The following is a 23,566-nucleotide window of genomic DNA, read 5'->3' on the forward strand; positions in this document are numbered from 1 at the left end:
TTCTCACGACCGCCGACCTGGCCGGAAACGCCGTGCTCGGTGACGATCCCGACAGCAACGGCAAGTTCGGGTCCTTCGGCGGCCGCTTCGTGCCCGAGGCGCTGATCCCGGCGCTCGACGAGGTCGCGGCGGAGTACGCCAAGGCCAAGACCGACCCGGAGTTCCTGCGCGAGTTCGACCATCTGCTGCGCGACTACGCGGGCCGGCCGACGTCGATCACCGAGGTGCCGCGGTTCGCCGCGCACGCGGGCGGCGCGCGGATCGTGCTCAAGCGCGAGGACCTCAACCACACCGGCGCACACAAGATCAACAACGTGCTCGGCCAGGCCCTGCTGACCAGGCGGCTGGGCAAGACCCGGCTGGTCGCCGAGACCGGCGCGGGCCAGCACGGCGTGGCCACCGCGACCGCCGCGGCGCTGCTCGGCCTGGAGTGCGTGATCTACATGGGCGCGGTCGACTGCGAGCGCCAGGCGCTCAACGTCGCGAGGATGAAGCTCCTCGGCGCGACCGTGGTCCCGGTCCACAACGGCAGCAAGACCCTGAAGGACGCCATCAATGAGGCGTTCCGCGACTGGGTGACCAACGTCGACCACACCCACTACCTGTTCGGCACGGTCGCGGGGCCGCATCCGTTCCCCGAGATCGTCCGCGACTTCGCCCGCATCATCGGGGTCGAGGCCCGCCGCCAGGTGCTGGAGCGCTACGGCCGGCTGCCCGACGCGGTCGCCGCCGCGATCGGCGGCGGCTCCAACGCGATCGGGATCTTCCACCCCTTCATCGCCGACCGCGACGTCAAGCTGTACGGCTACGAGGCCGCCGGGCACGGCGTGGACAGCGGCGAGCACGCCGCCACCCTCTCCGCGGGCACGGTCGGCGTGCTGCACGGTTCGCGCACCTACGTCCTGCAAGACGACGAGGGCCAGACCATCGAGTCCCACTCGATCTCCGCCGGCCTCGACTACCCCGGCGTCGGTCCCGAGCACGCCTGGCTGAAGGACACCGGCCGGGCGACCTACGCGGGCATCACCGACGACGAGGCCATGGCCGCGTTCGCCCTGCTGGCCAAGACCGAGGGCATCATCCCGGCCATCGAGTCCTCGCACGCCCTGGCCGGGGCGCTCAAGCTCGGCCCGGAGCTGGGCCCCGAGGCGATCATCCTGGTCAACCTGTCCGGGCGCGGGGACAAGGACATGGGCACCGCGATGAGCTACTTCAACCTGTGACACCCGACCTTGAAAGGGGCGGGGCCGCCGCAGGCCCGGCCCGGTGAGAACGGACGCCATTCGATGACGCAATCCACGACGACCCTGGCCTCGGTGTTCGGGAAGACCCGCGCGGAGGGCAGGGCGGCCCTGATCGGCTACCTCCCGGCCGGGTTCCCCACCAAGGAGGGCGGCGTCGCCGCGGCCTCGGCCATGGTCGAGTCGGGCTGCGACGTGATCGAGATCGGCCTCCCGTACTCCGACCCGCTGATGGACGGCCCGACCATCCAGGACGCGGTGCACCGCTCGCTGACCAACCGCACCCGCATCGCCGACGTGCTGCGCACCGTGGAGGGCGTGGCCGCCACCGGCGCCGCCACCCTGGTGATGACCTACTGGAACCCGATCGACCGCTACGGCGCCGAGCGCTTCGCCCGCGACCTCGCCGACGCGGGCGGGGCGGGCACCATCACCCCCGACCTCACCCCCGAGGAGTCGCAGGAGTGGCGTGAGGCGTCGGCCAAGGCGGGCATCGACACGGTGTTCCTGGTCGCGCCGAGTTCCACCGAGGAGCGCATCGCGGCGGTGACCGAGTGCTGCTCCGGGTTCGTCTACGCGGCCTCCCTGATGGGCGTCACGGGCGCCAGGGAGAGCGTGGGATCGGCCGCCGAGAGCCTGGTCAAGCGCACCCGCTCGCACACCGAGCTGCCGGTCTGCGTGGGCCTGGGCGTCGGCACGGGCGCGCAGGCCGCCGAGGTGGCCGGCTACGCCGACGGGGTCATCGTCGGCTCGGCCTTCTGCCGCCGCCTGCTCGACGCGCCCGACGAGGCGGCGGGTCTGCGCGCGGTGGGCGAGCTGGCCGCCGAGCTGGCGGCGGGCGTACGGCGCAGCGGACACTGACGGGGGCCGCCCTCCGCGGCGGCTCTCCGGAGGTCGTCTGATACACCTGACTTGCGGGTCTTTGCCGGTCACAGCGGCAGGACTCGCAGGTCTTACCCCACTCTTATGCGCCCCGTGATCTCATCTATGCGGGTACTGTGCGCTTTCAGTCCGCCCGATGCAAGGACCACCTCCCCTTTAGGAGACCATGGTGCTCGTGACATCAGAACCGCCCGCGTCGATCCGGTCGCGCACTGTCGCGAAGGCGCTACCCTGGGTGACGACCGTGGCCCGGCTGGTGGTCGCGGGCGTGCTGATCGTGGCCGGATGGCTCAAGATAGGCAACCCCGCGCTGTCGGTCCGGGCCGTCGAGGCGTACGAGCTGCTGCCCGGCGCCGTGGCGACCGTGGTGGGCTACGGCCTGCCTATCCTGGAGATAGTCGTAGGGGTGTTGCTGGTTGTCGGCCTGCTCACGAGGATCGCGGGCGCGATCTCCGCGTTGCTCATGCTGGCCTTCGTCATCGGCATCGCCTCCGCGTGGGCCCGTGGGCTGCGGATCGACTGCGGCTGCTTCGGCGGCGGCGGCGAGCTGGCGGCGGGGGAGGATCCCGAATACCTCTTGGAGATCGTCAGGGACTTCGGCATCGCGCTGCTCGCCGCCTGGATCACGATCCGCCCGCCCGGGCGTTTCGCGCTCGACTCCGCCCTCGGGCTGGCGCCAGATCGCGAGCAGTACGACCGCCACGACGACGAATGGGACGCCGACGAGGCTCCCGGCACAAAGGAGAACGGCTGATGGGTCGCAAGACCTCTGGTGACGCCGGAGCGCGCGAGCGCATCAAGGCCCAGCGCGAGGCCGACCGCAAGCGCGAGCAGCGCAAGCGCGTCACCACCATCGTGGCCGCGGCGGCCGCCGCGGTGCTCGCCGTGGGCGCGGGCATGTGGTACGCCGCGTCCAGCAGCCGGTCAGAGACCGCCACCACGGCGACCGCGCCGATCACCAAGCAGGCCGACGGCACGGTGGTGATGGCCAAGCCGGGCGTCGAGAGCCCGGTGCTCGACATCTACGAGGACTTCCAGTGCCCCGCCTGCCAGGCGCTGGAGGAGACCAGCGGCGCGACGGTGAAGAACCTCGCGGCCGAGGGCAAGGTCAAGGTCGTCTACCACCCGATCACGATCTTCGGGATGGAGCCGACCAAGTCCAACTCGGTCCGCGCGGGCGCGGCGGCGCGCTGCGCCCCCGCCGGGCAGTGGCTGGCCTTCCACGACAAGCTGTTCGAGGAGCAGCCCAGCGAGACCGTCAAGGGCTTCGAGCTTCCCGACCTGGTCGGCTGGGGCAAGGACGCCGGCATCGAGGACCCGGCCTTCGAGAAGTGCGTCACCTCCCAGGAGCAGGCCAAGGCCCACCAGGACTACAGCAAGCAGGTGCTCGGCTCCGGCGTCATCAAGCGCGGCACGCCGACCGTCCTGCTGGCGGGCACCGAGCTCAACGACACGGCGTTCAAGCCGGCGGATCTTCGTCAAGCCGTTCTCAATGCCGCCGCCAAGTAGACCCCCGACACGCTAATCTCACCTGACATGCCCCTCGCCTCGATTCCCAGCCCGTCCGAGGGCACCTGGTACCTCGGACCCATCCCGCTGCGGGCGTACGCGCTCTGCATCCTGCTCGGCATCATCGTCGCCGTCTGGATGGGCGAGCGCCGCTGGCGCGCCCGCGGCGGCACCCCGGGCACCATCGTCGACCTCGCCGTCTGGGCCGTCCCCTTCGGCCTCGTCGGCGGGCGGCTCTACCACGTCATCACCGACTACCAGCTCTACTTCCCCGACCGGCCGATCGAGGCGCTCTTCATCTGGAACGGCGGTCTGGGGATCTGGGGGGCCATCGCGCTCGGCGGTGTCGGGGTCTGGATCGCGTGCCGCCGCCGCGGCATCGCGCTCAGCGCGATCGCCGACACCCTGGCCCCGTGCATCGCCGTCGGCCAGGCCATCGGCCGCTGGGGCAACTACTTCAACCAGGAGCTATTCGGCAAGCCCACCGATCTCCCGTGGGGGCTGGAGATCGACCCGGGCCGCGACGGCACGGTCGTCGGCGCGGACACCTACCACCCCACCTTCCTGTACGAGTCGCTGTGGAACCTCGCGCTGGCGTTCGTGCTGATCTGGGTGGGCAGGCGCTTCGCGCTGCGGCACGGGCGGCTGTTCGCGTTGTACGTCGCCGGATACACCTTCGGCCGCTTCTGGATCGAGGGGCTGCGGGTCGATGAGGCCCACCAGATCCTCGGCCTGCGGCTGAACCAGTGGACCTCGATCGTGCTCTTCCTGGCCGCGCTCGCCTTCTTCTGGCTGACCAGGAACAAGACCGGCGAGGAGTCGCTGGGCGAGCCGCCGGACGAGACGGCCGAGACCCCTGAGACGACCCAGACCGGCGATGACGACCCGGCGCACCCGGGCGACCAGGCCGACGACGAGCCCGCCGCTGCCACCACGGCCGCTCTCAGGGCCGGTGATGAGGATCCGGCGCATCCGGGCGACCAGGCCGACGCCGAGGAGAGCGGCACGGGCGCCGCGGGCGGCGCCGCCGCCGGGCGCGACGGCTCGCCCGACCCGGTGCACGCCACCGACCAGGCCGACGCGGAGGAGGCGGAGGCCGCCGCCCGGGTCAAGGCGGAGGCCGGCGACTCCGACGGCTCGGTACAGGTCGGCACGGAGCCGGAGGCCGGCACCAGATGATCGTGGGCGGTTCGCGCGGCCCGGCCGGGACCCACCGGCGGGGCCGCGCCGGCACCGGTGGCCTGCCGGTGCCCGGCGAATGAGCAGGGCGCCCGCGCGCAGGCGTCGTCGTACCGCACCGCCGCGCCGCACTCCGCCGCCGGCGCCGCGCCGTACCCCGCCCCCGCCGCCCCTGGAGGAGAACGCGCTGGCCCGGTGGGGGCTGGACCACCGCCAGCAGCGCATCCTGACGATCATCGCGGTGACCGCGGGAGTGATCATCGCCGCGGTCGCGCTCACGTACGCCATCACCGGTCTCGGCGGCGGGGTGAGCGCCGGGGAAACCGAATCGGCCACCAGTCCGGTGCAGGCCAGACCGGACGCCTACCACGGCTGGGCCTCGACGCCGGTGTTCGCCCCGATCGCGGCGCGCACCGCCGACGCCCGGGCCCTCACCGTCAAGGAGGTCTTCGGCCAGAAGACCCTCAAGGCCGGGAAGATCAGCCTGAAGCTGGTGGCGACCAAGCTGGACGGCGACTGCGCCGCCGCCGCGTGGGGCGCCCCGCTCACCGAACGGCTCGCCGCGGGCGAGTGCAACCAGGCGCTGCGCGGCCTGTACGCGAGCGCCGACAACCGCTATGTCGCCCAGTACACGCTGTTCAACCTGCGTGACACCGAGGCCGCCAACACCCTGGTCAACGACCTTGAGACCCTGCACAGGGGCGGCTGGGCCGCCGCGCTGCCCGCCGAGCGGGCCGCGATGCCGCGCGACGGGCACACCGAGGCCAGCGGCCACGCGATGGGCCACTACGCCGGGCTGGTGTGGATCGGCCGCGGCGACGGGGCCGAGCCCGCCGCGTCCGACGACTTCGTCACGCTCTCGCTGGCCGTGCGCGGCGTGGAGAAGTCGGTGTACCGCAGGATCGTGGCCGCCTCGGGCACGCCGACGCAGTAGGAGCCATGTCCCGCCGCACCATCGTGATCGCCGTGTCCGCCGTCTGCCTGCTCGCCGTCGTCGCGGGCCTGCTGGCCTGGTTCCTGGTAGATGACCCGCCGCGCGCCGCCGTGGTGCGCGGCGACCGGACGTCGGCGGTGTACGCGCCGATCGCCGCGCGGACCCAGGATCCGGCCCCGCTGACCGTGGCGGAGGTGTTCGCGGCGGGGCAGGTGCGCTCGGGTAAGGTGGTGCTGAACCGGGGGGAGACCGGCTCGCCCGGCGAGTGCGCCGAGGCGGTGTGGGGGGACACGGTGACCGGGGCGGTCGCCGGATGCACGCAGGCGCTGCGGGCGGGGTACCGGACGCCGGACGGCCGGGTGGCCGGACAGTTCGTGATCTTCAACCTGGCCGACGCCGCAGCGGCCGACCGCCTGGTGGACGCGCTCGCCGGACGTACCGGCGGGTTCGCGCGGCTCGCGCCCGGAGTGCCGGACGACTTCGACGCGGCGCGCAGCCGCGCCCACGCGCGGGCCCTCGGCCACTTCGTCGCGGTGAGCTGGGCCGCGCCGCTGATCGGCGGCCCGGAGGTGGACCTCACCCGGCACCTGGTCGCGCTGGACACCCTCGGCCAGGCGGCGACCGCCCGCGTGGTGCGGGCGACTTAGCGCCGCCTTGACGGCCGCCGCGGCGGCGACGATGCCGCCCGCGGCCCTTGACGGACATTGCGCCGGATGTTCGTGATGCCGACCTGATGGGCACTATTCCGGCAGGGTACGGTAACCTCTACCCACACCGCAGCAGGGCCAACGTCGTCCCTCGCCTGTAGCAACCAGCAGACGAAGACGACGGGAGGGATTCAATGCCTGCTGCCCGCCTCGGGTTCCCCGAGCCCCAGGGCCTGTACCACCCCGCCACCGAGCACGACTCCTGTGGTGTCGCCATGGTCGCCGACGTGGCAGGCCGGCGCAGCCACGACATCGTCGCCAAGGCGCTGACCGCGCTCTGCAATCTCGATCACCGGGGGGCCAAGGGGAGCGAGCCGGACACCGGTGACGGCGCCGGCATACTCACCCAGATACCCGACACCTTCCTGCGCGTGGTCACCGGCTTCCCGCTGCCCGCGGCCGGGGCCTACGCGGCCGGCACCGCCTTCCTGCCCTCCGACGGGGAGGCCAGGGCGATCGCCGTGCAGATGATCGAGGAGATCGCCGCCGAGGAAGGGCTCACCGTACTCGGCTGGCGCGACCTGCCCGTCGATGTGACCAACGCCGGACCCTCCGCCCGCGCGGTCATGCCGTTCTTCCGGCAGCTCTTCGTCGCCTCCCCCGGCGGTGAGCGCGGGCTCGACCTGGACCGCCTGGTCTTCCGCCTGCGCAAGCGCGCCGAGCACGAGGTGGACGTCTACTTCCCCTCGCTCGGCTCGCGGACCATCGTCTACAAGGGCATGCTGACGACCCCGCAGCTCGAACCCTTCTTCCCCGACCTCTCCGACGAGCGCTTCGAGTCGGCCATCGCGCTGGTCCACTCGCGCTTCTCCACCAACACCTTCCCCTCCTGGCCGCTGGCGCACCCCTACCGGTACGTCGCGCACAACGGCGAGATCAACACCGTCAAGGGCAACCGCAACTGGATGCGGGCCCGTGAGGCGATGCTCGCCACCGGCCTGATCCCCGGCGACATGGCGCAGCTCTTCCCGATCTGCGACCCCGACGCCTCCGACACCGCCTCCTTCGACGAGTGCCTGGAACTGCTGCACCTGGGCGGGCGCAGCCTGCCGCACGCGGTGCTGATGATGATCCCCGAGGCGTGGGAGAACCACACCGAGATGGACCCCGCGCGGCGGGCGTTCTATGAGTTCCACTCCACGCTGATGGAGGCGTGGGACGGCCCCGCGTCGATCACCTTCTCCGACGGCACCCTGGTCGGCGCCGTACTGGACCGCAACGGCCTGCGTCCGGGCCGGTTCTGGGTCACCGCGGACGGCCTGGTCGTGCTCGCCTCCGAGGCGGGCGTACTGGACATCCCGGCCGAGGACGTGGTCCGCAAGGGCCGCCTGCAGCCGGGCCGGATGTTCCTGATCGACACCGCCCGTGGCAAGATCATCGAGGACGACGAGATCAAGGCGGAGCTGGCCGCCGCCCTGCCGTACGGGGAGTGGCTGCACGCCGGGCTGGTCCGGTTCGAGGAGCTGCCCGCCCGCGAGCGGCAGATCCCCACCCACGAGGCGCTGGTCAAGCGGCAGCAGACGTTCGGGTACACCGAGGAGGAACTGCGGGTCATCCTGGCCCCGATGGCCAGGACCGGCGGCGAGCCGCTGGGGTCGATGGGCACCGACACGCCGGTGGCGGTGCTGAGCGAGCGGCCCAGGCTGCTGTTCGACTACTTCAGCCAGCTCTTCGCGCAGGTCACCAACCCGCCGCTGGACGCCATCCGCGAGGAACTGGTCACCTCGCTGCAGTCCACCATCGGGCCCGAGGGCAACCTGCTGGAGCCCGGTCCCGCCTCCTGCCGGCGGCTGGTGCTGCCGTACCCGGTGATCGACAACGACGAGCTCGCGAAGATCATCCACATCAACGACGAGGGCGCGCTGCCCGGCTTCCAGCCGCACGTAGTATCCGGCCTGTACGAGGTGGCGGGCGGCGGCGAGGCGCTGCTCGCCCGGCTTGAGGAGATCCGCGCCGAGGTGTCGCGGGCCATCGCGGGCGGCGCGCGGATCATCGTGCTGTCCGACCGCGGCTCCTCCGCCACCATGGCGCCGATCCCGGCACTGATGCTCACTGGAGCGGTACATCACCACCTGATCAGGGAGAAGAGCCGCACCCGGGCCGGCCTGGTGATCGAGACCGCCGAGGCCAGGGAGTGCCACCACATGGCGCTGCTGATCGGCTACGGCGCCTCGGCGGTCAACCCCTACCTGGCCATCGAGACCGTCGAGGACATGATCGCCACCGGCGTGCTCGACCTCGACCCGCGCAAGGCCGTGCGCAACCTGATCAAGGCGTACGGCAAGGGCGTGCTGAAGGTCATGTCCAAGATGGGGGTCTCCACCGTCGCCTCCTACACCGGCGCGCAGATCTTCGAGGCGCTCGGCCTGGGCCAGGAGGTCGTCGACGCCTGCTTCGCCGGGACCACCTCCCGCCTGGGCGGCGTCGGCTTCGACGTACTCGCCCGCGAGGTCGCCGAACGGCACGCGCACGCATACCCCCGGGTGGAGAACGCGCACCGCCGCCTCGCGGTCGGCGGGGAGTACCAGTGGCGGCGCGAGGGCGAGCCGCACCTGTTCAACCCCGACACCGTCTTCAAGCTCCAGCACGCCACCCGCACCCGCCGCTACGAGATATTCAAGGAGTACACCGGCCTGGTGGACTCCCAGTCCGAGCGGCTGATGACCCTGCGCGGCATGTTCAAGCTGCGCGGGCGCACCCCGGTGCCGATCGAGGAGGTCGAGCCGGCCTCCGAGATCGTCAAGCGGTTCTCCACCGGAGCCATGTCCTACGGGTCGATCTCCAGGGAGGCCCACGAGACGCTGGCCATCGCGATGAACCGGCTGGGCGGCAAGTCCAACACCGGCGAGGGCGGCGAGGACCCCGAACGGCTCTACGACGCCGAACGGCGCAGCGCGATCAAGCAGGTGGCCAGCGGCCGGTTCGGCGTGACCAGCGAGTACCTGGTCAACGCGACCGACCTGCAGATCAAGATGGCCCAGGGCGCCAAGCCCGGCGAGGGCGGCCAGCTCCCCGGCCACAAGGTCTACCCGTGGATCGCCCGCACCCGCCACTCCACGCCCGGCGTCGGCCTGATCTCGCCGCCGCCGCACCACGACATCTACTCCATCGAGGACCTCGCCCAGCTCATCCACGACCTGAAGAACGCCAACCCGGCCTCCCGCGTCCATGTGAAGCTGGTGGCCGAGGTCGGGGTCGGCACGGTCGCGGCGGGGGTGTCCAAGGCGCACGCCGATGTGGTGCTCATCTCCGGGCACGACGGCGGCACCGGCGCCTCGCCGCAGACCAGCATCAAGCACGCGGGCGCGCCGTGGGAGCTGGGCCTGGCCGAGACCCAGCAGACCCTGCTGCTCAACGGCCTGCGCGACCGGATCGTGGTGCAGGTGGACGGCCAGCTCAAGACCGGCCGCGACGTCGTGGTGGCGGCGCTGCTGGGCGCCGAGGAGTACGGCTTCGCCACCGCGCCGCTGGTGGTCTCGGGCTGCGTGATGATGCGCGTCTGCCACCTGGACACCTGCCCGGTCGGCGTGGCCACCCAGAACCCCGAACTGCGCAAGCGGTTCTCCGGCAAGCCGGAGTTCGTGGTCAACTTCTTCGAGTTCATCGCCGAGGAGGTCCGCGAGCTGCTGGCCGAGCTGGGGTTCCGGTCGCTGGAGGAGGCCATCGGGCACAGCGAGCTGCTGGACACCCGGGCGGCGGTGGACCACTGGAAGGCGTCCGGGCTGGACCTGTCGCCGATCCTGTACCGGCCGGAGCTGCCGGCGAGCGCGTCGCTGCGCCGTACCGAGTTCCAGGACCACGGCCTGGACCGGGCACTGGACAACACGCTCATCCAGCTCGCCGAGGGCGCGCTTAACCTGGGTGAACCGGTCACCCTGCAACTGCCGATCCGCAACGTCAACCGCACGGTCGGCACCATGCTCGGCCACGAGGTCACCAAGCGGTACGGCGGGTCCGGCCTGCCCGACGACACCATCGACGTGTCGTTCACCGGCAGCGCGGGCAACTCCTTCGGGGCGTTCGTGCCCAGGGGGATCACCCTGCGCCTGACCGGCGACGCCAACGACTACCTGGGCAAGGGCCTGTCCGGTGGCCGGCTCGTCGTCCGGCCGCACCCGGACGCGCAGTTCGCCGCCGAGACCCAGGTCATCGCCGGGAACGTCGGCCTGTACGGGGCCACCTCCGGCGAGGTGTTCGTCCGCGGGATCGTCGGCGAGCGGTTCTGCGTCCGCAACTCCGGCGCCACCGCGGTGGTGGAGGGCGTCGGCGACCACGGTTGTGAGTACATGACCGGCGGCCGGGCCGTCATCCTCGGGCCCACCGGGCGCAACCTCGCGGCCGGGATGTCGGGCGGCATCGCGTACGTGCTCGACCTTGAGACCGCGCGGGTCAACCGCGAGATGGTCGAGATCGAGTCGCTGGACGAGGCCGACGCCGAGTTCCTGCGCGAGATCGTCGAGCGGCACCTGGCCGAGACCGGCTCCACGGTCGCCAAGGAGCTGCTCGCCGGCTGGGAGGCGGCGGCGAGCCGGTTCGGCAAGATCATGCCCCGGGACTACAAGCGGGTGCTCGCCGCGCGGGCCGCCGCCGAGGCCGAAGGGCGCGACATCGACGAGGCGGTCATGGCCGCCGCGCACGGATAAGGGAGGTTCGACGATGGCCGACCCCAAGGGGTTCCTCACGCACCCGCGCGAGCTGCCGGCGCGCCGGCCCGTGGACGTGCGCATCCGCGACTGGCGGGAGGTCTACACCGACTTCCCGCGGTCCGCGCTGGCCAGGCAGGCCGCGCGGTGCATGGACTGCGGCATCCCGTTCTGCCACAACGGCTGCCCGCTGGGCAACCTGATCCCGGAGTGGAACGACCTCGTCTACCGCGACGACTGGCGCGACGCGATCGAACGGCTGCACGCCACCAACAACTTCCCGGAGTTCACCGGGAGGCTGTGCCCCGCCCCGTGCGAGGCGGCGTGCGTGCTGGGGATCAACTCCGACCCGGTCGCGATCAAGCGGGTCGAGGTGGAGATCATCGACCGGGCGTTCGCCGAGGGCTGGGTCGTCCCGCAGCCGCCGCAGACCAGGACCGGCAAGCGGGTCGCGGTGGTCGGTTCCGGCCCCGCCGGGCTCGCCGCCGCCCAGCAGCTCACCCGCGCGGGCCACGACGTCGTGGTGTTCGAGCGGGCCGACCGGATCGGCGGGCTGCTGCGGTACGGCATCCCCGAGTTCAAGATGGAAAAGCGGCACATCGAACGGCGGATCGCCCAGATGCGGGCCGAGGGCACCGAGTTCCGCACCGGCGTCAACGTCGGCGTGGACATCACCGCCGCCGAACTGCGCGAGCGGTTCGACGCGGTGGTGCTCGCGGGCGGCGCGACCGCCTGGCGCGACCTGCCGGTGCCCGGCCGCGAACTCGCGGGCATCCACCAGGCGATGGAGTACCTTCCGCTCGCCAACCGGGTGCAGGAGGGCGACTACGCGGCCCCGCCGATCTCGGCGGAGGGCAAGCACGTGGTGGTGATCGGCGGTGGCGACACCGGCGCCGACTGCATCGGCACGGCCCTGCGCCAGGGCGCGGCCTCGATCACCCAGCTTGAGATCATGCCGCGTCCGCCGGAGTCGCGGCCGGGCGCTCAGCCGTGGCCGACCTTCCCGACGCTGTTCAAGATGGAGAGCGCCCACGAGGAACTGGCCGGCCAGGGCGGCGACCGGGTGTACGCGGTGTCCACGACCGAGTTCGCCGGCGACGCCGAAGGACGGGTCAGGGCGCTGCGCCTGGTCGAGGTGGAGGGCCCGGGCAGCGGGTTCCGGCCGATCCCCGGCACCGAGCGGGAGATCCCGGCCGAGCTGGTCACGCTGGCGATGGGCTTCGTGGGCCCGGAACACGGCGGCCTGCTCGCCGACCTCGCCGGACAGTCCGGCGACGCCGAGTCCTTCTTCGACGCCCGCGGCAACGTGGCCCGCGACGCCTCCTACATGTCGCCGCTGGACGGCGTCTTCGTGGCGGGCGACATGGGCCGCGGCCAGTCCCTCATCGTCTGGGCCATCGCCGAGGGCCGCTCCGCCGCCGCCGCCACCGACCACTACCTCACCGGCCGCACCGCCCTCCCCACCCCGATCCCCCCGACAGCCCGCCCCCTGGTCTGACCGGGCCCCATACCAGTACCAGGCACTCAGGGCCCCCTCGTCCGCCGGTCCGCCGGTCCGAGGGGGCCGCATGGGCGTACGTCACGGCCCGCCGCGGTCCCGTCGGTCCGTTGATCTGACGGGGCCGTGCCGGGCGGATGGCGCTGCCCGTTGAGGTCCCCCGGGCGGCTGGTCCGCCGGTTCAAGGGGGCGAACGGGGCGCAGGTGTCGCCTGTCGTGATCTCGCCGACGGCTGGTCTGTTGATTCGACGTGGACGCGTCAGGCGTACGGCGTTGCCCTTCGCGAGCCCGCCGAAAGCCGGATCCGCCGGTCTGACGGGGGCCGTACCGGGCGTACGGTGCCGGGCGGCGTGATACCTCCGACATCCCGACACACCGGTGATTACGCACGTCCGGCCCCTGCGTGGGGGCGGCGTGCATGATCTTTCTGATCCCTTTTGGTTCGTGGGTACGGCGGGGCCCGTCCGTTGGTGCCGTACAAATCGCGAAAAGTCAGTCAAAAGATGCCAGGAGGGTGAAGTAGCAGAGTCTAGGGTTGGATCCCTGGACAGAATGCTGGGGGAGAGCCGGCACAGCGGGAGGGTTGATGAGACGGGGGAACGATCGCCTGGCCCGCGCTGTGGCCGCGCTCGCCGTGACATGTGCGATGGCGCCGGCCATCGCCGGGGCCGGGGCGGTGCCCGCAGGTACGCAGGAGGGGGCCCAGGCGCGCCGGGCTCACCTGGTCTTCTATGCCGAAGGCGGGCGGGCGGCGGCCGAGCGGGCCGTGCGGGAGGCGGGGGGCACGCTCCGGCCGGGTGAGGCCGATCCACGGCTCGGGTACCTCGTCGCCGACGGTCCGGGGACCGCGTTCGTCCGGAACCTGGCGCACAGTGACGCCATCGTCGGCGTATCCGCCAACCGGCGGATCGGGACGGCCACCCGGGCGGCGGGCACGCTCGCCGTACCCCGCGTCGACAAGGACCTCGCCGGTCACGCCGACCTCGGCACCGCCCTCGCCGCCGGCGCGGAACCGCTCGCCGACCGGCAGTGGGACATGAAGATGATCGGCGCGACCGCCGCCAAGTCCTACGCCGCCGCGCCCGGCGACAAGCGGGTCCTGGTCGGGGTGATCGACACCGGCGTGGACGGCTCGCACCCCGACATCGCGCCCAACTTCGACCGCGGGCTCAGCCGCAACTTCGTCACCGACCAGCCCAAGGACCCCAAGGGCCAGGAGCTGGACGGCCCCTGCGAGCACGCCGGCTGCAAGGACCCCGTGGACGTGGACGACGACGGCCACGGCACCCACGTCGCCAGTACCATCGCCTCGCCCATCAACGGCCTCGGCGTCGCGGGCGTCGCGCCCAACGTGACCGTGGTCAACATCCGCGCCGGCCAGGACTCCGGGCTGTTCTTCCTCAAGCCCAGCCTGGACGCCCTGACCTACGCCGCCGACGCCGGCATCGACGTGGTCAACATGAGCTACTACATCGACCCCTGGCTGTTCAACTGCACCGACAACCCCGCCGACTCCAAGGCCGAGCAGCTGGAGCAGCGCGGCATCATCACCGGCATGCAGCGCGCCCTGGACTACGCCCGCGGCAAGGGCGTCACGCTGATCAGCGCCATCGGCAACGGCGCCACCGACCTCGGCCGCCCCAAGGTGGACACCACCAGCCCCGACCACCCTTCAGGGGCCGAGCGCACCCGGCGGATCGACAACACCTGCCTGAACGTCCCGGCCGAGTCCAAGGGCGTCATCTCGGTCTCCGCGGTCGGCCCGGACAAGGCCAAGGCCGCCTACTCCGACTACGGCATCGAGCAGACCGACCTCACCGCGCCCGGCGGCGACACGGGGAGCGGCGACGTCACCAAGACCATCCTGGCCGCCGCGCCCGAGCGGGCGCTACGCGAGCGCGGCCTGATCGGCCCGGACGGCGCCCCCAAGAGCCCCGCGGTCGTACGCGACTGCCGCGGCGCCACCTGCGCCTACTACCAGTACCTCCAGGGCACCTCGATGGCCGCCCCGCACGCCACCGGCGTGGCCGCCATCCTGATCAGCCGGTTCGGCGGGAGCGCGAACGGGGCCAAGGGGACCGAGGGCGGCAAGGCGGCGGGCGGCGCGTTCGGCATGGACCCCGGCAAGGTCAAGGCCCTGCTGTACGAGACCGCCACGCCGATCGCCTGCCCGATGCCGCGCGGCCAGCGGTACGTGGACGGCACCCACACCTGTGAGGGCGACCGCTCGCGCAACGGCTTCTACGGCCACGGGCTGGTCGACGCCGCCAAGGCCGCCACCATCCGCCCCTGAGTACCCGGCTCGGGGCGGTTGAGTAGGGACGCGGATTGCCGGTCCCCGGCCGCCCGCCTAACGTCGGATACATGGGATATCGGCTGGTCGGAGACGGCGCGATGGTCGTCCACTTCCTCTTCCTCGCGTACATGGCGCTCGGCGGGTTCCTGGCCTGGTGGCTGCCGCGGAGCATGTGGGCGCACGCCGCGGTCGCGGCCTGGGGACTGATCTCCATCACCACGGGCGTGGAGTGCCCGCTGACCGCCCTGGAGAACTGGGGCAGGACCAACGCCGGGCTCGCCGGGCTCGGCCCGAACGGGTTCATCGACCACTACATCGAGGGGATCATCTACCCGGAGGAGTACACCACGCTGGTGCGCTGGATCGTCGCCGCCCTCGTGCTGGTCTCCTGGATCGGGTACGGAACTCTGTCCAAGTGGCGGGGCGGGCGCCGGAGGCCGGTGGAACGGGCCAGCTCAGAGGGCCTGACGTCGGCGTGACCTTCACCAGGTTCTCCCGCCCGGTCAACGTGGATGTCATCAGCAAGTGGTCTGTACCAATAAAGTAGTCGTGTGACTCGTCGCGCAAAGATCGTCTGTACCCTCGGCCCCGCAACCTCCTCCCCCGAGCGCATCCGTGAGCTCGTCGCCTCCGGGATGGACGTAGCGCGGTTCAACCTCAGCCACGGCACCCATGAGCTGCACAAGGAGATCTACGACAGGGTGCGCGAGGCGGCCGCCGACCTCGGCCGGGGCGTCGGCCTGCTGGCCGACCTGCAGGGTCCGAAGATCCGCGTCGGCACCTTCGAGGAAGGTCCCGTCCGCCTCGGCTTCGGTGACGTGTTCGCGATCACCACCGAGAAGGTCCCCGGCGACCGCGAGCAGGTCTCCACCACCTACGCCGGGCTGCCCAACGACGTCAAGGCCGGTGACACCGTCCTGGTCGACGACGGCCGCGTGGTGCTGGAGGTGACCAGGGTCGACGGCCCGCGCGTCACCACCCGCGTGGTCGTCGGCGGCATGATCTCCGACAACAAGGGCCTCAACCTGCCGGGCGTCAACGTCAGCGCGCCCGCCCTCACCGACAAGGACGAGGCCGACCTGCGCTGGGCGCTGCGCACCGGCTTCGACATGATCGCCCTGTCCTTCGTCAGGCGCCCCTCCGACGCCGACGTCGTCCGCAACATCATGGAGCAGGAGGCGGTCCGCCTCCCGCTGCTCGCCAAGATCGAGAAGCCGCAGGCGGTGGAGCGGCTGCCGGAGGTCGTCGAGGCGTTCGACGGCATCATGGTCGCCCGGGGCGACCTCGGCGTGGAGCTGCCGCTGGAAGACGTGCCGATCGTGCAGAAGCGGGCCATCGAGCTGTGCCGGGAGAAGGCCAGGCCGGTCATCGTGGCCACCCAGATGCTCGACTCGATGATGCACTCCCCGCGGCCCACCCGCGCCGAGGCGTCCGACGTCGCCAACGCGGTGATGGACGGCGCCGACGCGGTCATGCTCTCCGGCGAGACGTCGGTCGGCACCTACCCGATCGAGGCCGTCCAGACGATGGACCGCATCGCCTGCGCGGCCGAGCGCGCCGTCCTGTACGCCACCCACACGCTGGACCGCATGCCGGAGACCACCGGTGGCGCCATCGCGCGGGCCGCGGCCGAGGTCGGGGCCATCGTCGGGGCCAAGGTCCTGGTGGCCTTCACGATGTCCGGCGAGACCGCCCGCCGGCTGGCCCGCTATCGCTCGCCCATTCCGCTGGTGGCCTTCACCTCGGCCACGCAGGTACGCGGCCAGCTCTCCCTGACCTGGGGCGTGGAGACCTTCCACGTGCCGTTCGTGCACCACACCGACGACATGGTCAGGCAGGTCGAGTCGTCGCTGCTCAGCCTGGGCCGCTGCGAGAAGGGCGACAAGGTCGTGATCGTCGCGGGCTCCCCTCCCGGCACGCACGGCTCCACCAACGCCCTGCGCGTGCACACCATCGGCTCGGCGGTCTCCCACCCGAGCTAGCCCGGCGCCGGGCGCGGACGGCGGGGCGTGCCCGCCGTTCGCACGTGCCGGAGAACGCGGCATTCAGCCTTGGGCAAAGGGCGGGGGAGGGCGCGAGCGCGCCGATCGATCAGGGGTGCCGGAAGTGGGACTCGAACCCACATGCCCTCGCGGACAAACGCTTTTGAGGCGTTCGCGTATGCCTATTCCGCCATTCCGGCTAAACTATGAACTTGTCCCGGTTTGACAGAGACCTCTGACCGGTCGAAGTCGATCGGCTAGCGCCCGTCAGCGTGGTACTAGCGTACCGGACGTCGGTACCCTTCTGGTCGTGAGTACGCAGCGGCGAGTAGTGATCGCGGAGGACGAGGCCCTGATCCGCCTCGATCTCAAGGAGATGCTGGAAGAGGACGGCTATGCCGTCGTCGGGGAGGCGGGCGATGGGGAGACCGCGGTCAAGCTCGCCCTGGAGCTGCGCCCGGATCTGGTGATCCTGGATGTGAAGATGCCCGTCCTGGACGGGATCTCGGCCGCGGAGCGGATCGTCTCCGAGCGGGTGGCGCCCTGCCTGATCCTGACCGCCTTCTCCCAGCGCGACCTGGTGGAACGGGCGCGCGACGCCGGGGCGATGGCCTATCTGGTCAAGCCGTTCACCAAGTCCGACCTGGTGCCCGCGATCGAGATGGCGGTCAGCAGGCACGACGAGATCAAGGCCCTGGAGCGCGAGGTCGGCACGCTGTCGGACCGGCTGGAGACGCGCAAGCTGGTCGAGCGGGCCAAGGGCCTGCTGATGGCCCGGCACGGCTGGACCGAGCCGCAGGCGTTCCGGTGGATCCAGAAGGCGTCCATGGACCGCCGGTTGAGCATGCGGCAGGTCGCGCAGGTCGTGGTGGACGAGGCGGCGGCCGGGCCGCCGCCCGAGTCCTGAAGGCGCGCTTCCTCGGGGCGGGAGGCCCGTTCAGCGGTCCGTGCAGGTCTCCCGCAGCAGCCGGTCCAGCGACCGCCGCAGGTCCGGCGTGACCTCGAACTCCAGGTAGCGCCGTTCGAGGCCGGGAAGGCCCGCCCAGAACGGGAACGTGTAGGGCTTCTTGGCGTCGGCCATGGCGTGGGCCGAGCAGTTCGGCGCGGTGAAGCGCACCGGCACCGTCAGCTCGTCCCGGTCCGGGCCCAGTACGGCGAGCGGCTTTTTCGCCGGCCCGGCCGGCGACAGCCCGAAGATCACGCTGCCGCCGACGTCGTGCAGCGTCACGGTGACGCCGGGCGTCTTACGCCGCATCACGACGTCGCCGGCCAGCGCGTCGCCCCGCCGGGTCCAGCGGGCGCCGAGCCGTACGTCCGCGGCCGCGCGCACGGCCTGCGCGCCGCACTCCAGGCCGACCAGGCGGGTCACCAGCGGGTCGGGGTGGGGGAGCGGCAGGCGGACCTGGCGGGTGCCGCCCGCCTGTTCGATCCAGGCGAGCACGTGGGCGGGGCCGGGCGTGGGCGGCGCGTCGCCGGTGCAGCGGGGCGCGCCGTAGGGGATGCGCAGATCCACCCGGGGAGTGGTCCCGATCCGGGTGTCCACCGGCTCGGGCGGCAGCGTGGCCAGCGGCGGGGCGATGAGCTGGATCCGCTCGATGTGGACGGGCGCGGGGCCGGGGTTGCCGACGGCGACGGACAGGACGTGCTTGAGCTCGTCGACGCGCATCTGCCGCAGCGAGACCGTGAGCCCCGGCGGCACCGGCGGCGCGGGCTCGGGGGCCGCGGCAGGCCCGGCGCAGGCCGTCACCGCGCAGGTGAGCGCGAGCGCCGCGGCCTTCGTGAGGGGGCCGCGCCGGTGACGCGGGCGGGGTACGGCGGGGCCGATCACGATCGGCACCTTAGCCCGCCGCCCCGGATTACAAAACCCGGTAGTTGGCATTCAAACGCGTTATAGGGCGTCAATAGTCCTCCCAGGTGTGTCTTCCGACAGATGCCGCGCCCGCCGCGCCGCCCGCCGGATCGCCGGACCATGTCCGGGTAGATCGCTTTTACTTCCGGTATACGAGACAAGGTAACCGGCATGTGAGACGATGACGCCGCGGTGTCCCATGTTGTTACACGTCACGCCGGTAATGCCGATCCGACCGCCGGTAAGTTGAGGAGTGATTACGACTCCGCATCCAAGTGCCCTCAGTTCCGGCGGATCTATGGCTTGCGGGGTGCGCGGTTTTATACGTTTCCGTCATTCGATCGGGACGGGTCGGCGGCGCTGACATATCCCGGCCTGGATGAAGGAGATGCTTCATGATCCGCATTGCCCCCGTCGGGCGCGTGCTGGCCGTCGCTGCGGCCGCGAGTCTCGCCCTGACGGCCTGCGGCGGTGGCGGCAACAACGCTGCCGCGCCGACCGACTCTGCGTCCTCGGCGCCATCAACGTCCGCGGCGCAGGCCAAGGGTGACGGCACGCTCACCATCGGGACCCTGCTACCGCAGACCGGTGACCTGGCGTACCTCGGACCGCCGGAGTTCGCCGGCGTGGACCTGGCCATCGAGGAGATCAACGCCGCGGGCGGCGTCCTCGGCAAGTCGGTGGCCAAGATCCACACGGACTCCGGTGACGCGAAGACCGACATCGCCTCGCAGTCCGTCGACAAGATGATCCAGCAGAAGGCCGACGCCATCATCGGCGCGGCGTCGTCCGGTGTGTCGTTCACGGTGATCGACAAGATCGTGAACGCGGGTGTGATCCACTTCTCGCCCGCCAACACCTCGCCCGAGTTCACGACCTACAACGACAAGGGCCTGTACTTCCGTACCGCGCCCTCCGACGTGCTGCAGGGCCGGGTCCTCGGCGACCTGATCATCGCTGACGGCAGCGACGCCGTCGCGATCCTCAACCGCCAGGACTCCTACGGCACCGGCCTGGCCGACCAGGTGGAGAAGGCCGTCACGGGCGGCGGTGGCGAGGTCACCGACAAGATCGCCTACGACCCGGCCGCGGCCGACTTCTCCGCCGACGTCGCCAAGATCAAGGCCAAGAACCCCAAGGCGCTGGCGCTGATCTCGTTCGAGGAGAGCAAGAAGATCATCCCTGAGCTGATCAAGCAGGGCATCGGCCCCGACAAGGTCAAGCTCTACTTCGTCGACGGCAACCTCCAGAACTACTCCGAGGACTTCCCGAAGGGCACCCTGAAGGGTGTCAAGGGCACCCAGCCCGGCGCGGAGGTCAAGGACGACCTGAAGAACAAGCTGCTGAAGATCAACCCGGACCTGAAGGACTTCAACTACGGTCCCGAGTCCTACGACGCCGCGATCCTGATCGCGCTGGCCGCCGAGGCCGCCAAGAGCGACGAGGGCGCCGCGGTCGCCGCCAAGCTCCCCGAGGTCAGCAAGGGCGGCGAGAAGTGCGACAACTTCAAGGCGTGCGCCGACCTGATCAAGGCGGGCAAGGACGTCGACTACAACGGTGTCAGCGGCCCGATCGAGTTCAGCGACGCGGGTGACCCGACCGAGGCCACCATCGGCGTCTACCAGTACGACGACAGCAACACGCACAAGAACGTCGACTTCCGCACGGGCAAGGTCGAGGGCTGATCCCGCCCGGCGTTCGCAACCTGGGGAGGCGGCGGCCCTGAGCCCGCTCGGATCCGGCTGATCTCCCCGCAGAAAGCCGCTTCACCGAAGGGCCCCGGCCGCTCCAGGCCGGGGCCCTTCGCCATGGATCGCGCCAGCGCCTCCCCGGGGAACGGGGCGCCTCAGCGCCACGCTCCCGGCCGTCACCACCGCTATGGGAATAAGTGTCGATCCCGCCTCGATGGGCGCTCCACGGCGCGCTCAGCCCCGCGCAGGCGCATGCGAACGGCCCCGGCCCTCGCGGGGGCCGGGGCCGTCGCCGGTGCGGGATCAGGCCTTGGCGAGCGTGCCCAGGTACAGCTCGATCACCTTCGGGTCGTTGATCAGTTGCTTGCCGGTGGCGGTGTAGGCGTTGCGGCCCTGGTCGAGCACGTAGCCGCGGTCGCAGATCTGCAGGCAGCGGCGGGCGTTCTGCTCCACCATGATCACCGTGACGCCCGCCCGGTTGATCTGCTGCGCGCGGATGAACACCTGGTCCTGCAGCTTGGGCGACAGGCCCGCGGAGGGCTCGTCGAGCAGCAGCACGGAGGGTTCGGTCATCAGGGCCCGGGCCATGGCGACCATCTGCCGCTCGCCGCCGGACAGCGATCCGGCGCGCTGCTTGCGGCGCTCCTTCAGCGCAGGGAACAGCTCGGCGACGAACTCGAAGCGCTCCTTGAACTTCCTGGGCGCCTGGAACGCGCCCATCTGAAGGTTCTCCTCGATGCTGAGGCTGGGGAAGACGTTGTTGGTCTGCGGGACGTAGCCCACCCCGCGCGCCACCAGCGCGTGCGCCTTGAGCCGGGTGATGTTCTCACCCTTCAGGGTCACCGTGCCCTGACGGACGTCCACCAGCCCGAACATCGACTTGAGCAGGGTGGACTTGCCCGCGCCGTTCGGGCCGATGATGCCGATCAGCTCGCCCTCGCCGACGTAGAGGTCGCACCCATTGAGGATGTTCACGCCGGGCACGTATCCGGCGTACAGCTCGTCGCAGCGCAGCACCGCGTCCTTCGCCGCCGCGACGTGCGCCGAACGGTCGGTGACGGCGGCCGCGGAGGTGTCTTGGGCCTCCTGGGCCCGGGTGAGCGGCTGGCCGTTGGGCTCGGTCACCGGCCTGCTCCTTCCTGAGCGGTCGCGTCGGTCCCCGGAGAGCCGGGGGAGTCCGTGGAGTCGGGGGCGGGCTCCTTGGCGGCCTCGGTCTCCAGTTCGGCTTCGGCCTCGGCGAGCTGCCGCTCCTCCTCCTCTGCCGACAGGGGCGTGTCGTGGTGCGCGCCGAGGTAGGCGTCCACCACGCGGGTGTCCGACATGATCGTGCCGGGCGGGCCCTCGGCGATCACCTGGCCCTGGGCCATGACGATCACCCAGTCGCTGATGTCGCGGACCATGTCCATGTCGTGCTCGACGAACAGCACGGTCATGCCCTGCTCGCGCAGATCCTTGACGTGCCCGAGCAGGGACTGGGTGAGGGCCGGGTTGACCCCCGCCATCGGCTCGTCGAGCATCACCAGCTCGGGGCCGACCATCAGCGCCCGGGCCATCTCCAGCAGCTTGCGCTGGCCGCCGGACAGGCTGCCGGCGAAGTCGCCGCGCTTGGCGTCCAGCTTGAACCGCGTGAGCAGTTCCTCGGCCCGCTCGGTGATCTCGTCCTCCTGGCCGCGCCACAGGCTCGGGATCAGCGCCCGCAGGAAGCTCTCGCCGACCTGCTTCTGGGCGCCCAGGCGCATGTTCTCCAGGACCGTCAGCTTGGACAGGGCCTTGGTGAGCTGGAAGGTGCGGACCATCCCGATCCGCGCGATCTTGTGCGCGGCCAGGCCGTTGATCTTGCGGCCGTTGAAGGTCCAGTGCCCGGCGTCAGCGGTGTCGAAGCCGGTGAGCTGGTTGAAGAAGGTGGTCTTGCCGGCGCCGTTCGGGCCGATCAGCGCGGTGATCGAACCGCGCTGGATCTCGACGTGCTCGACGTCCACCGCGGTAAGGCCGCCGAAGCGGCGCACCACCTTGTCGGCGACCAGGATGGGGTCGGGCTTGGCCACGCCCGGCTCGGTTGCCAGTCCGGCGAAGACGGCGGTGGCCTGCGCCTTGCGACTGCCGTCCGTGGCGGGCTGCGGAGTGTGCCCCGCGGCCTCGGGCGAACGGCCTGCGGCGGCTTCGTCAGCGTGCATCGAGTGCGATCTCCCTCTTGTCGCCGAAGATGCCCTGCGGCCGGAAGATGAGCAGGAGCATCAGTCCCAGGCCGACCAGCATGAACCTGATCGCGCCGACCTGGTTGGTGGTGATGAAGGTGATGACGCCCGCGCGGACGGCCTCCTCCAGCCCGGTCGTGATCAGGACGAGCAGGGCCCAGAAGATGGCCGCGCCCACCACGGGTCCGAGGATGCGGGCGGCGCCGCCGAGGATGAGGACCGTGTACGCGTAGAAGGTCAGCTCCGTGCTGAACAGGTCCGGCTGCACCGCGGCGCGGCTGAGGGCGAAGATGAAGCCCGCCAGCGAGCCGATCACGCCGCCGATCATCAGCGACTGCATCTTGTAGGAGAACACGTTCTTGCCGAGGCTGCGAACGGCGTCCTCGTCCTCGCGGATGGCCTTCAGCACCCGGCCCCAGGGGCTCTTCATGAGCAGGTAGATCAGGAAGCAGGAGATCGCGACCAGCAGCCAGCCGACGGTGAGCACCCACATCGTGCGGTGGTCGAAGCCGATGATCGAGCCGAGTTCGTACTGCCCGGCGGGGTAGGGGTTGAGCGAGTAGAACGAGTCGGAGAACCCCTGCAGGCCGTCCGTGCCGCCGAAGGTGTCGCGCAGGGCCACCGCGCGCACCACCAGGCGGACGATCTCGGCCGCGGCGATGGTGACGATGGCCAGGTAGTCCGCCCGTAGCCGCAGGGTGGGTATGCCCAGCAGCAGGGCCAGCACGATCGCCAGGGCCAGGCCGATCGCCACGCCGAGGAAGAACGGCAGGCCGAAGGTCGAGACGGTGACGGCGATCGCGTAGGCGCCGACCGCGAGGAAGGCGGCCTGGCCGAAGTTCAGCAGGCCGGTGTAGCCGAAGTGCACGTTGAGACCGATCGCGGCGAGCGCGTAGATCACGGTCTCGGTGCCGATGCCGGCCTCCGCGGCGCGGCTGATGATGAGAGTCCAGTCCATGT

General features: G+C 71.2%; 18 protein-coding genes and 1 tRNA gene. 14 read left to right on the forward strand and 5 right to left on the reverse strand.

Translation table 11 applies throughout. The features are described 5' to 3' along the window. The first annotated feature begins 17 nt into the window (after window positions 1-17). The 12 genes from trpB (at window position 18) to pyk (ending at window position 16,871) form a co-directional block, all read left to right on the forward strand. Window positions 18-1,223 carry a tryptophan synthase subunit beta gene (gene trpB / locus DP939_RS11375; RefSeq protein WP_225878186.1) on the forward strand — a complete coding sequence of 402 codons (1,206 nt, stop codon included), beginning with the start codon at window positions 18-20 and terminating at the stop codon, window positions 1,221-1,223. 63 nt (window positions 1,224-1,286) lie between these two features. Then, entirely contained in the window at window positions 1,287-2,102 is an 816-nt protein-coding gene (trpA, locus tag DP939_RS11380) for a tryptophan synthase subunit alpha (protein ID WP_113980576.1), read from the forward strand. Window positions 2,103-2,358: 256 nt separating this feature from the next. Then, complete coding sequence (locus tag DP939_RS11385) at window positions 2,359-2,877, forward strand: MauE/DoxX family redox-associated membrane protein (RefSeq protein ID WP_263972309.1); 519 nt, start codon at window positions 2,359-2,361, stop codon at window positions 2,875-2,877. Then, window positions 2,877-3,632, forward strand: a complete 756-nt coding sequence (locus DP939_RS11390; RefSeq protein ID WP_113980578.1) for a DsbA family protein — start codon at window positions 2,877-2,879, stop codon at window positions 3,630-3,632. Before DP939_RS11385 ends, DP939_RS11390 begins: the two co-directional genes overlap by 1 nt. 27 nt (window positions 3,633-3,659) lie before the next feature. Next, a complete protein-coding gene (gene lgt, locus DP939_RS11395) occupies window positions 3,660-4,811 on the forward strand; it encodes a prolipoprotein diacylglyceryl transferase (protein ID WP_113980579.1) in 1,152 nt (383 codons plus the stop codon). Window positions 4,812-4,890: 79 nt separating this feature from the next. Next, window positions 4,891-5,745 (forward strand): hypothetical protein, encoded by an 855-nt coding sequence (locus tag DP939_RS11400; RefSeq protein ID WP_113980580.1) that lies wholly within the window; start codon window positions 4,891-4,893, stop codon window positions 5,743-5,745. Between the two features lie 5 nt (window positions 5,746-5,750). Then, complete coding sequence (locus DP939_RS11405; RefSeq protein ID WP_113980581.1) at window positions 5,751-6,392, forward strand: hypothetical protein; 642 nt, start codon at window positions 5,751-5,753, stop codon at window positions 6,390-6,392. Between the two features lie 194 nt (window positions 6,393-6,586). Continuing rightward, window positions 6,587-11,095, forward strand: a complete 4,509-nt coding sequence (gene gltB, locus DP939_RS11410) for a glutamate synthase large subunit (RefSeq protein ID WP_113980582.1) — start codon at window positions 6,587-6,589, stop codon at window positions 11,093-11,095. Between the two features lie 13 nt (window positions 11,096-11,108). Continuing rightward, window positions 11,109-12,593, forward strand: a complete 1,485-nt coding sequence (locus tag DP939_RS11415; protein WP_113980583.1) for a glutamate synthase subunit beta — start codon at window positions 11,109-11,111, stop codon at window positions 12,591-12,593. 586 nt (window positions 12,594-13,179) lie between these two features. After that, window positions 13,180-14,886 carry a S8 family peptidase gene (locus DP939_RS11420; protein WP_113980584.1) on the forward strand — a complete coding sequence of 569 codons (1,707 nt, stop codon included), beginning with the start codon at window positions 13,180-13,182 and terminating at the stop codon, window positions 14,884-14,886. Between the two features lie 71 nt (window positions 14,887-14,957). Then, the gene (locus tag DP939_RS11425) at window positions 14,958-15,368 is read left to right on the forward strand and encodes a DUF2784 domain-containing protein (protein ID WP_113980585.1); all 411 of its coding nucleotides are present in this window, start codon (window positions 14,958-14,960) and stop codon (window positions 15,366-15,368) included. Between the two features lie 72 nt (window positions 15,369-15,440). After that, window positions 15,441-16,871 carry a pyruvate kinase gene (pyk, locus tag DP939_RS11430; RefSeq protein ID WP_113980586.1) on the forward strand — a complete coding sequence of 477 codons (1,431 nt, stop codon included), beginning with the start codon at window positions 15,441-15,443 and terminating at the stop codon, window positions 16,869-16,871. 116 nt (window positions 16,872-16,987) lie between these two features. Here pyk and DP939_RS11435 read toward each other — a convergent pair. Continuing rightward, window positions 16,988-17,071, reverse strand: a tRNA-Leu gene (locus DP939_RS11435). Window positions 17,072-17,181: 110 nt separating this feature from the next. On the opposite strand from DP939_RS11435, the gene DP939_RS11440 reads away from it, so the two are divergent. Further along, entirely contained in the window at window positions 17,182-17,778 is a 597-nt protein-coding gene (locus DP939_RS11440) for an ANTAR domain-containing response regulator (RefSeq protein WP_225878167.1), read from the forward strand. Window positions 17,779-17,808: 30 nt separating this feature from the next. Here DP939_RS11440 and DP939_RS11445 read toward each other — a convergent pair whose 3' ends face one another. After that, entirely contained in the window at window positions 17,809-18,699 is an 891-nt protein-coding gene (locus DP939_RS11445) for a hypothetical protein (RefSeq protein ID WP_113980588.1), read from the reverse strand. Window positions 18,700-19,115: 416 nt separating this feature from the next. Between DP939_RS11445 and DP939_RS11450 the strand changes: the two genes are divergently transcribed. Beyond that, window positions 19,116-20,405 carry an ABC transporter substrate-binding protein gene (locus DP939_RS11450; protein ID WP_113980589.1) on the forward strand — a complete coding sequence of 430 codons (1,290 nt, stop codon included), beginning with the start codon at window positions 19,116-19,118 and terminating at the stop codon, window positions 20,403-20,405. 309 nt (window positions 20,406-20,714) lie between these two features. Here the strand turns inward: DP939_RS11450 and DP939_RS11455 are convergent, their stop codons facing one another. The 3 genes from DP939_RS11455 to DP939_RS11465 are packed head-to-tail and all read right to left on the reverse strand — an operon-like array spanning window position 20,715 to window position 23,564. Beyond that, window positions 20,715-21,536, reverse strand: a complete 822-nt coding sequence (locus DP939_RS11455) for an ABC transporter ATP-binding protein (RefSeq protein ID WP_113980590.1) — start codon at window positions 21,534-21,536, stop codon at window positions 20,715-20,717. Continuing rightward, window positions 21,533-22,585, reverse strand: a complete 1,053-nt coding sequence (locus DP939_RS11460; protein ID WP_113980591.1) for an ABC transporter ATP-binding protein — start codon at window positions 22,583-22,585, stop codon at window positions 21,533-21,535. The genes DP939_RS11455 and DP939_RS11460 overlap by 4 nt, the downstream gene beginning before the upstream one ends. Next, on the reverse strand, window positions 22,575-23,564 hold the full coding sequence (locus DP939_RS11465) for a branched-chain amino acid ABC transporter permease (protein ID WP_113980592.1): 990 nt from the start codon (window positions 23,562-23,564) through the stop codon (window positions 22,575-22,577). Before DP939_RS11465 ends, DP939_RS11460 begins: the two co-directional genes overlap by 11 nt. Window positions 23,565-23,566 lie beyond the last annotated feature (2 nt).

Origin of the sequence: Spongiactinospora rosea, from assembly GCF_003315795.1 — a bacterium.
GTDB classification, from domain to species: Bacteria; Actinomycetota; Actinomycetes; order Streptosporangiales; family Streptosporangiaceae; genus Spongiactinospora; species Spongiactinospora rosea.

Bases quoted from the DNA above. Each gene is read 5' to 3' on its own strand.
- lgt (WP_113980579.1), top strand. From the start codon at position 3,660: ATGCCCCTCGCCTCGATTCCCAGCCCGTCCGAGGGCACCTGGTACCTC.
- DP939_RS11420 (WP_113980584.1), top strand. From the start codon at position 13,180: ATGAGACGGGGGAACGATCGCCTGGCCCGCGCTGTGGCCGCGCTCGCC.
- DP939_RS11465 (WP_113980592.1), bottom strand. From the start codon at position 23,564: ATGGACTGGACTCTCATCATCAGCCGCGCCGCGGAGGCCGGCATCGGC.
- trpA (WP_113980576.1), top strand. From the start codon at position 1,287: ATGACGCAATCCACGACGACCCTGGCCTCGGTGTTCGGGAAGACCCGC.
- DP939_RS11415 (WP_113980583.1), top strand. From the start codon at position 11,109: ATGGCCGACCCCAAGGGGTTCCTCACGCACCCGCGCGAGCTGCCGGCG.
- gltB (WP_113980582.1), top strand. From the start codon at position 6,587: ATGCCTGCTGCCCGCCTCGGGTTCCCCGAGCCCCAGGGCCTGTACCAC.
- DP939_RS11400 (WP_113980580.1), top strand. From the start codon at position 4,891: ATGAGCAGGGCGCCCGCGCGCAGGCGTCGTCGTACCGCACCGCCGCGC.
- DP939_RS11390 (WP_113980578.1), top strand. From the start codon at position 2,877: ATGGGTCGCAAGACCTCTGGTGACGCCGGAGCGCGCGAGCGCATCAAG.
- DP939_RS11405 (WP_113980581.1), top strand. From the start codon at position 5,751: ATGTCCCGCCGCACCATCGTGATCGCCGTGTCCGCCGTCTGCCTGCTC.
- DP939_RS11460 (WP_113980591.1), bottom strand. From the start codon at position 22,585: ATGCACGCTGACGAAGCCGCCGCAGGCCGTTCGCCCGAGGCCGCGGGG.
- DP939_RS11450 (WP_113980589.1), top strand. From the start codon at position 19,116: ATGATCCGCATTGCCCCCGTCGGGCGCGTGCTGGCCGTCGCTGCGGCC.
- DP939_RS11425 (WP_113980585.1), top strand. From the start codon at position 14,958: ATGGGATATCGGCTGGTCGGAGACGGCGCGATGGTCGTCCACTTCCTC.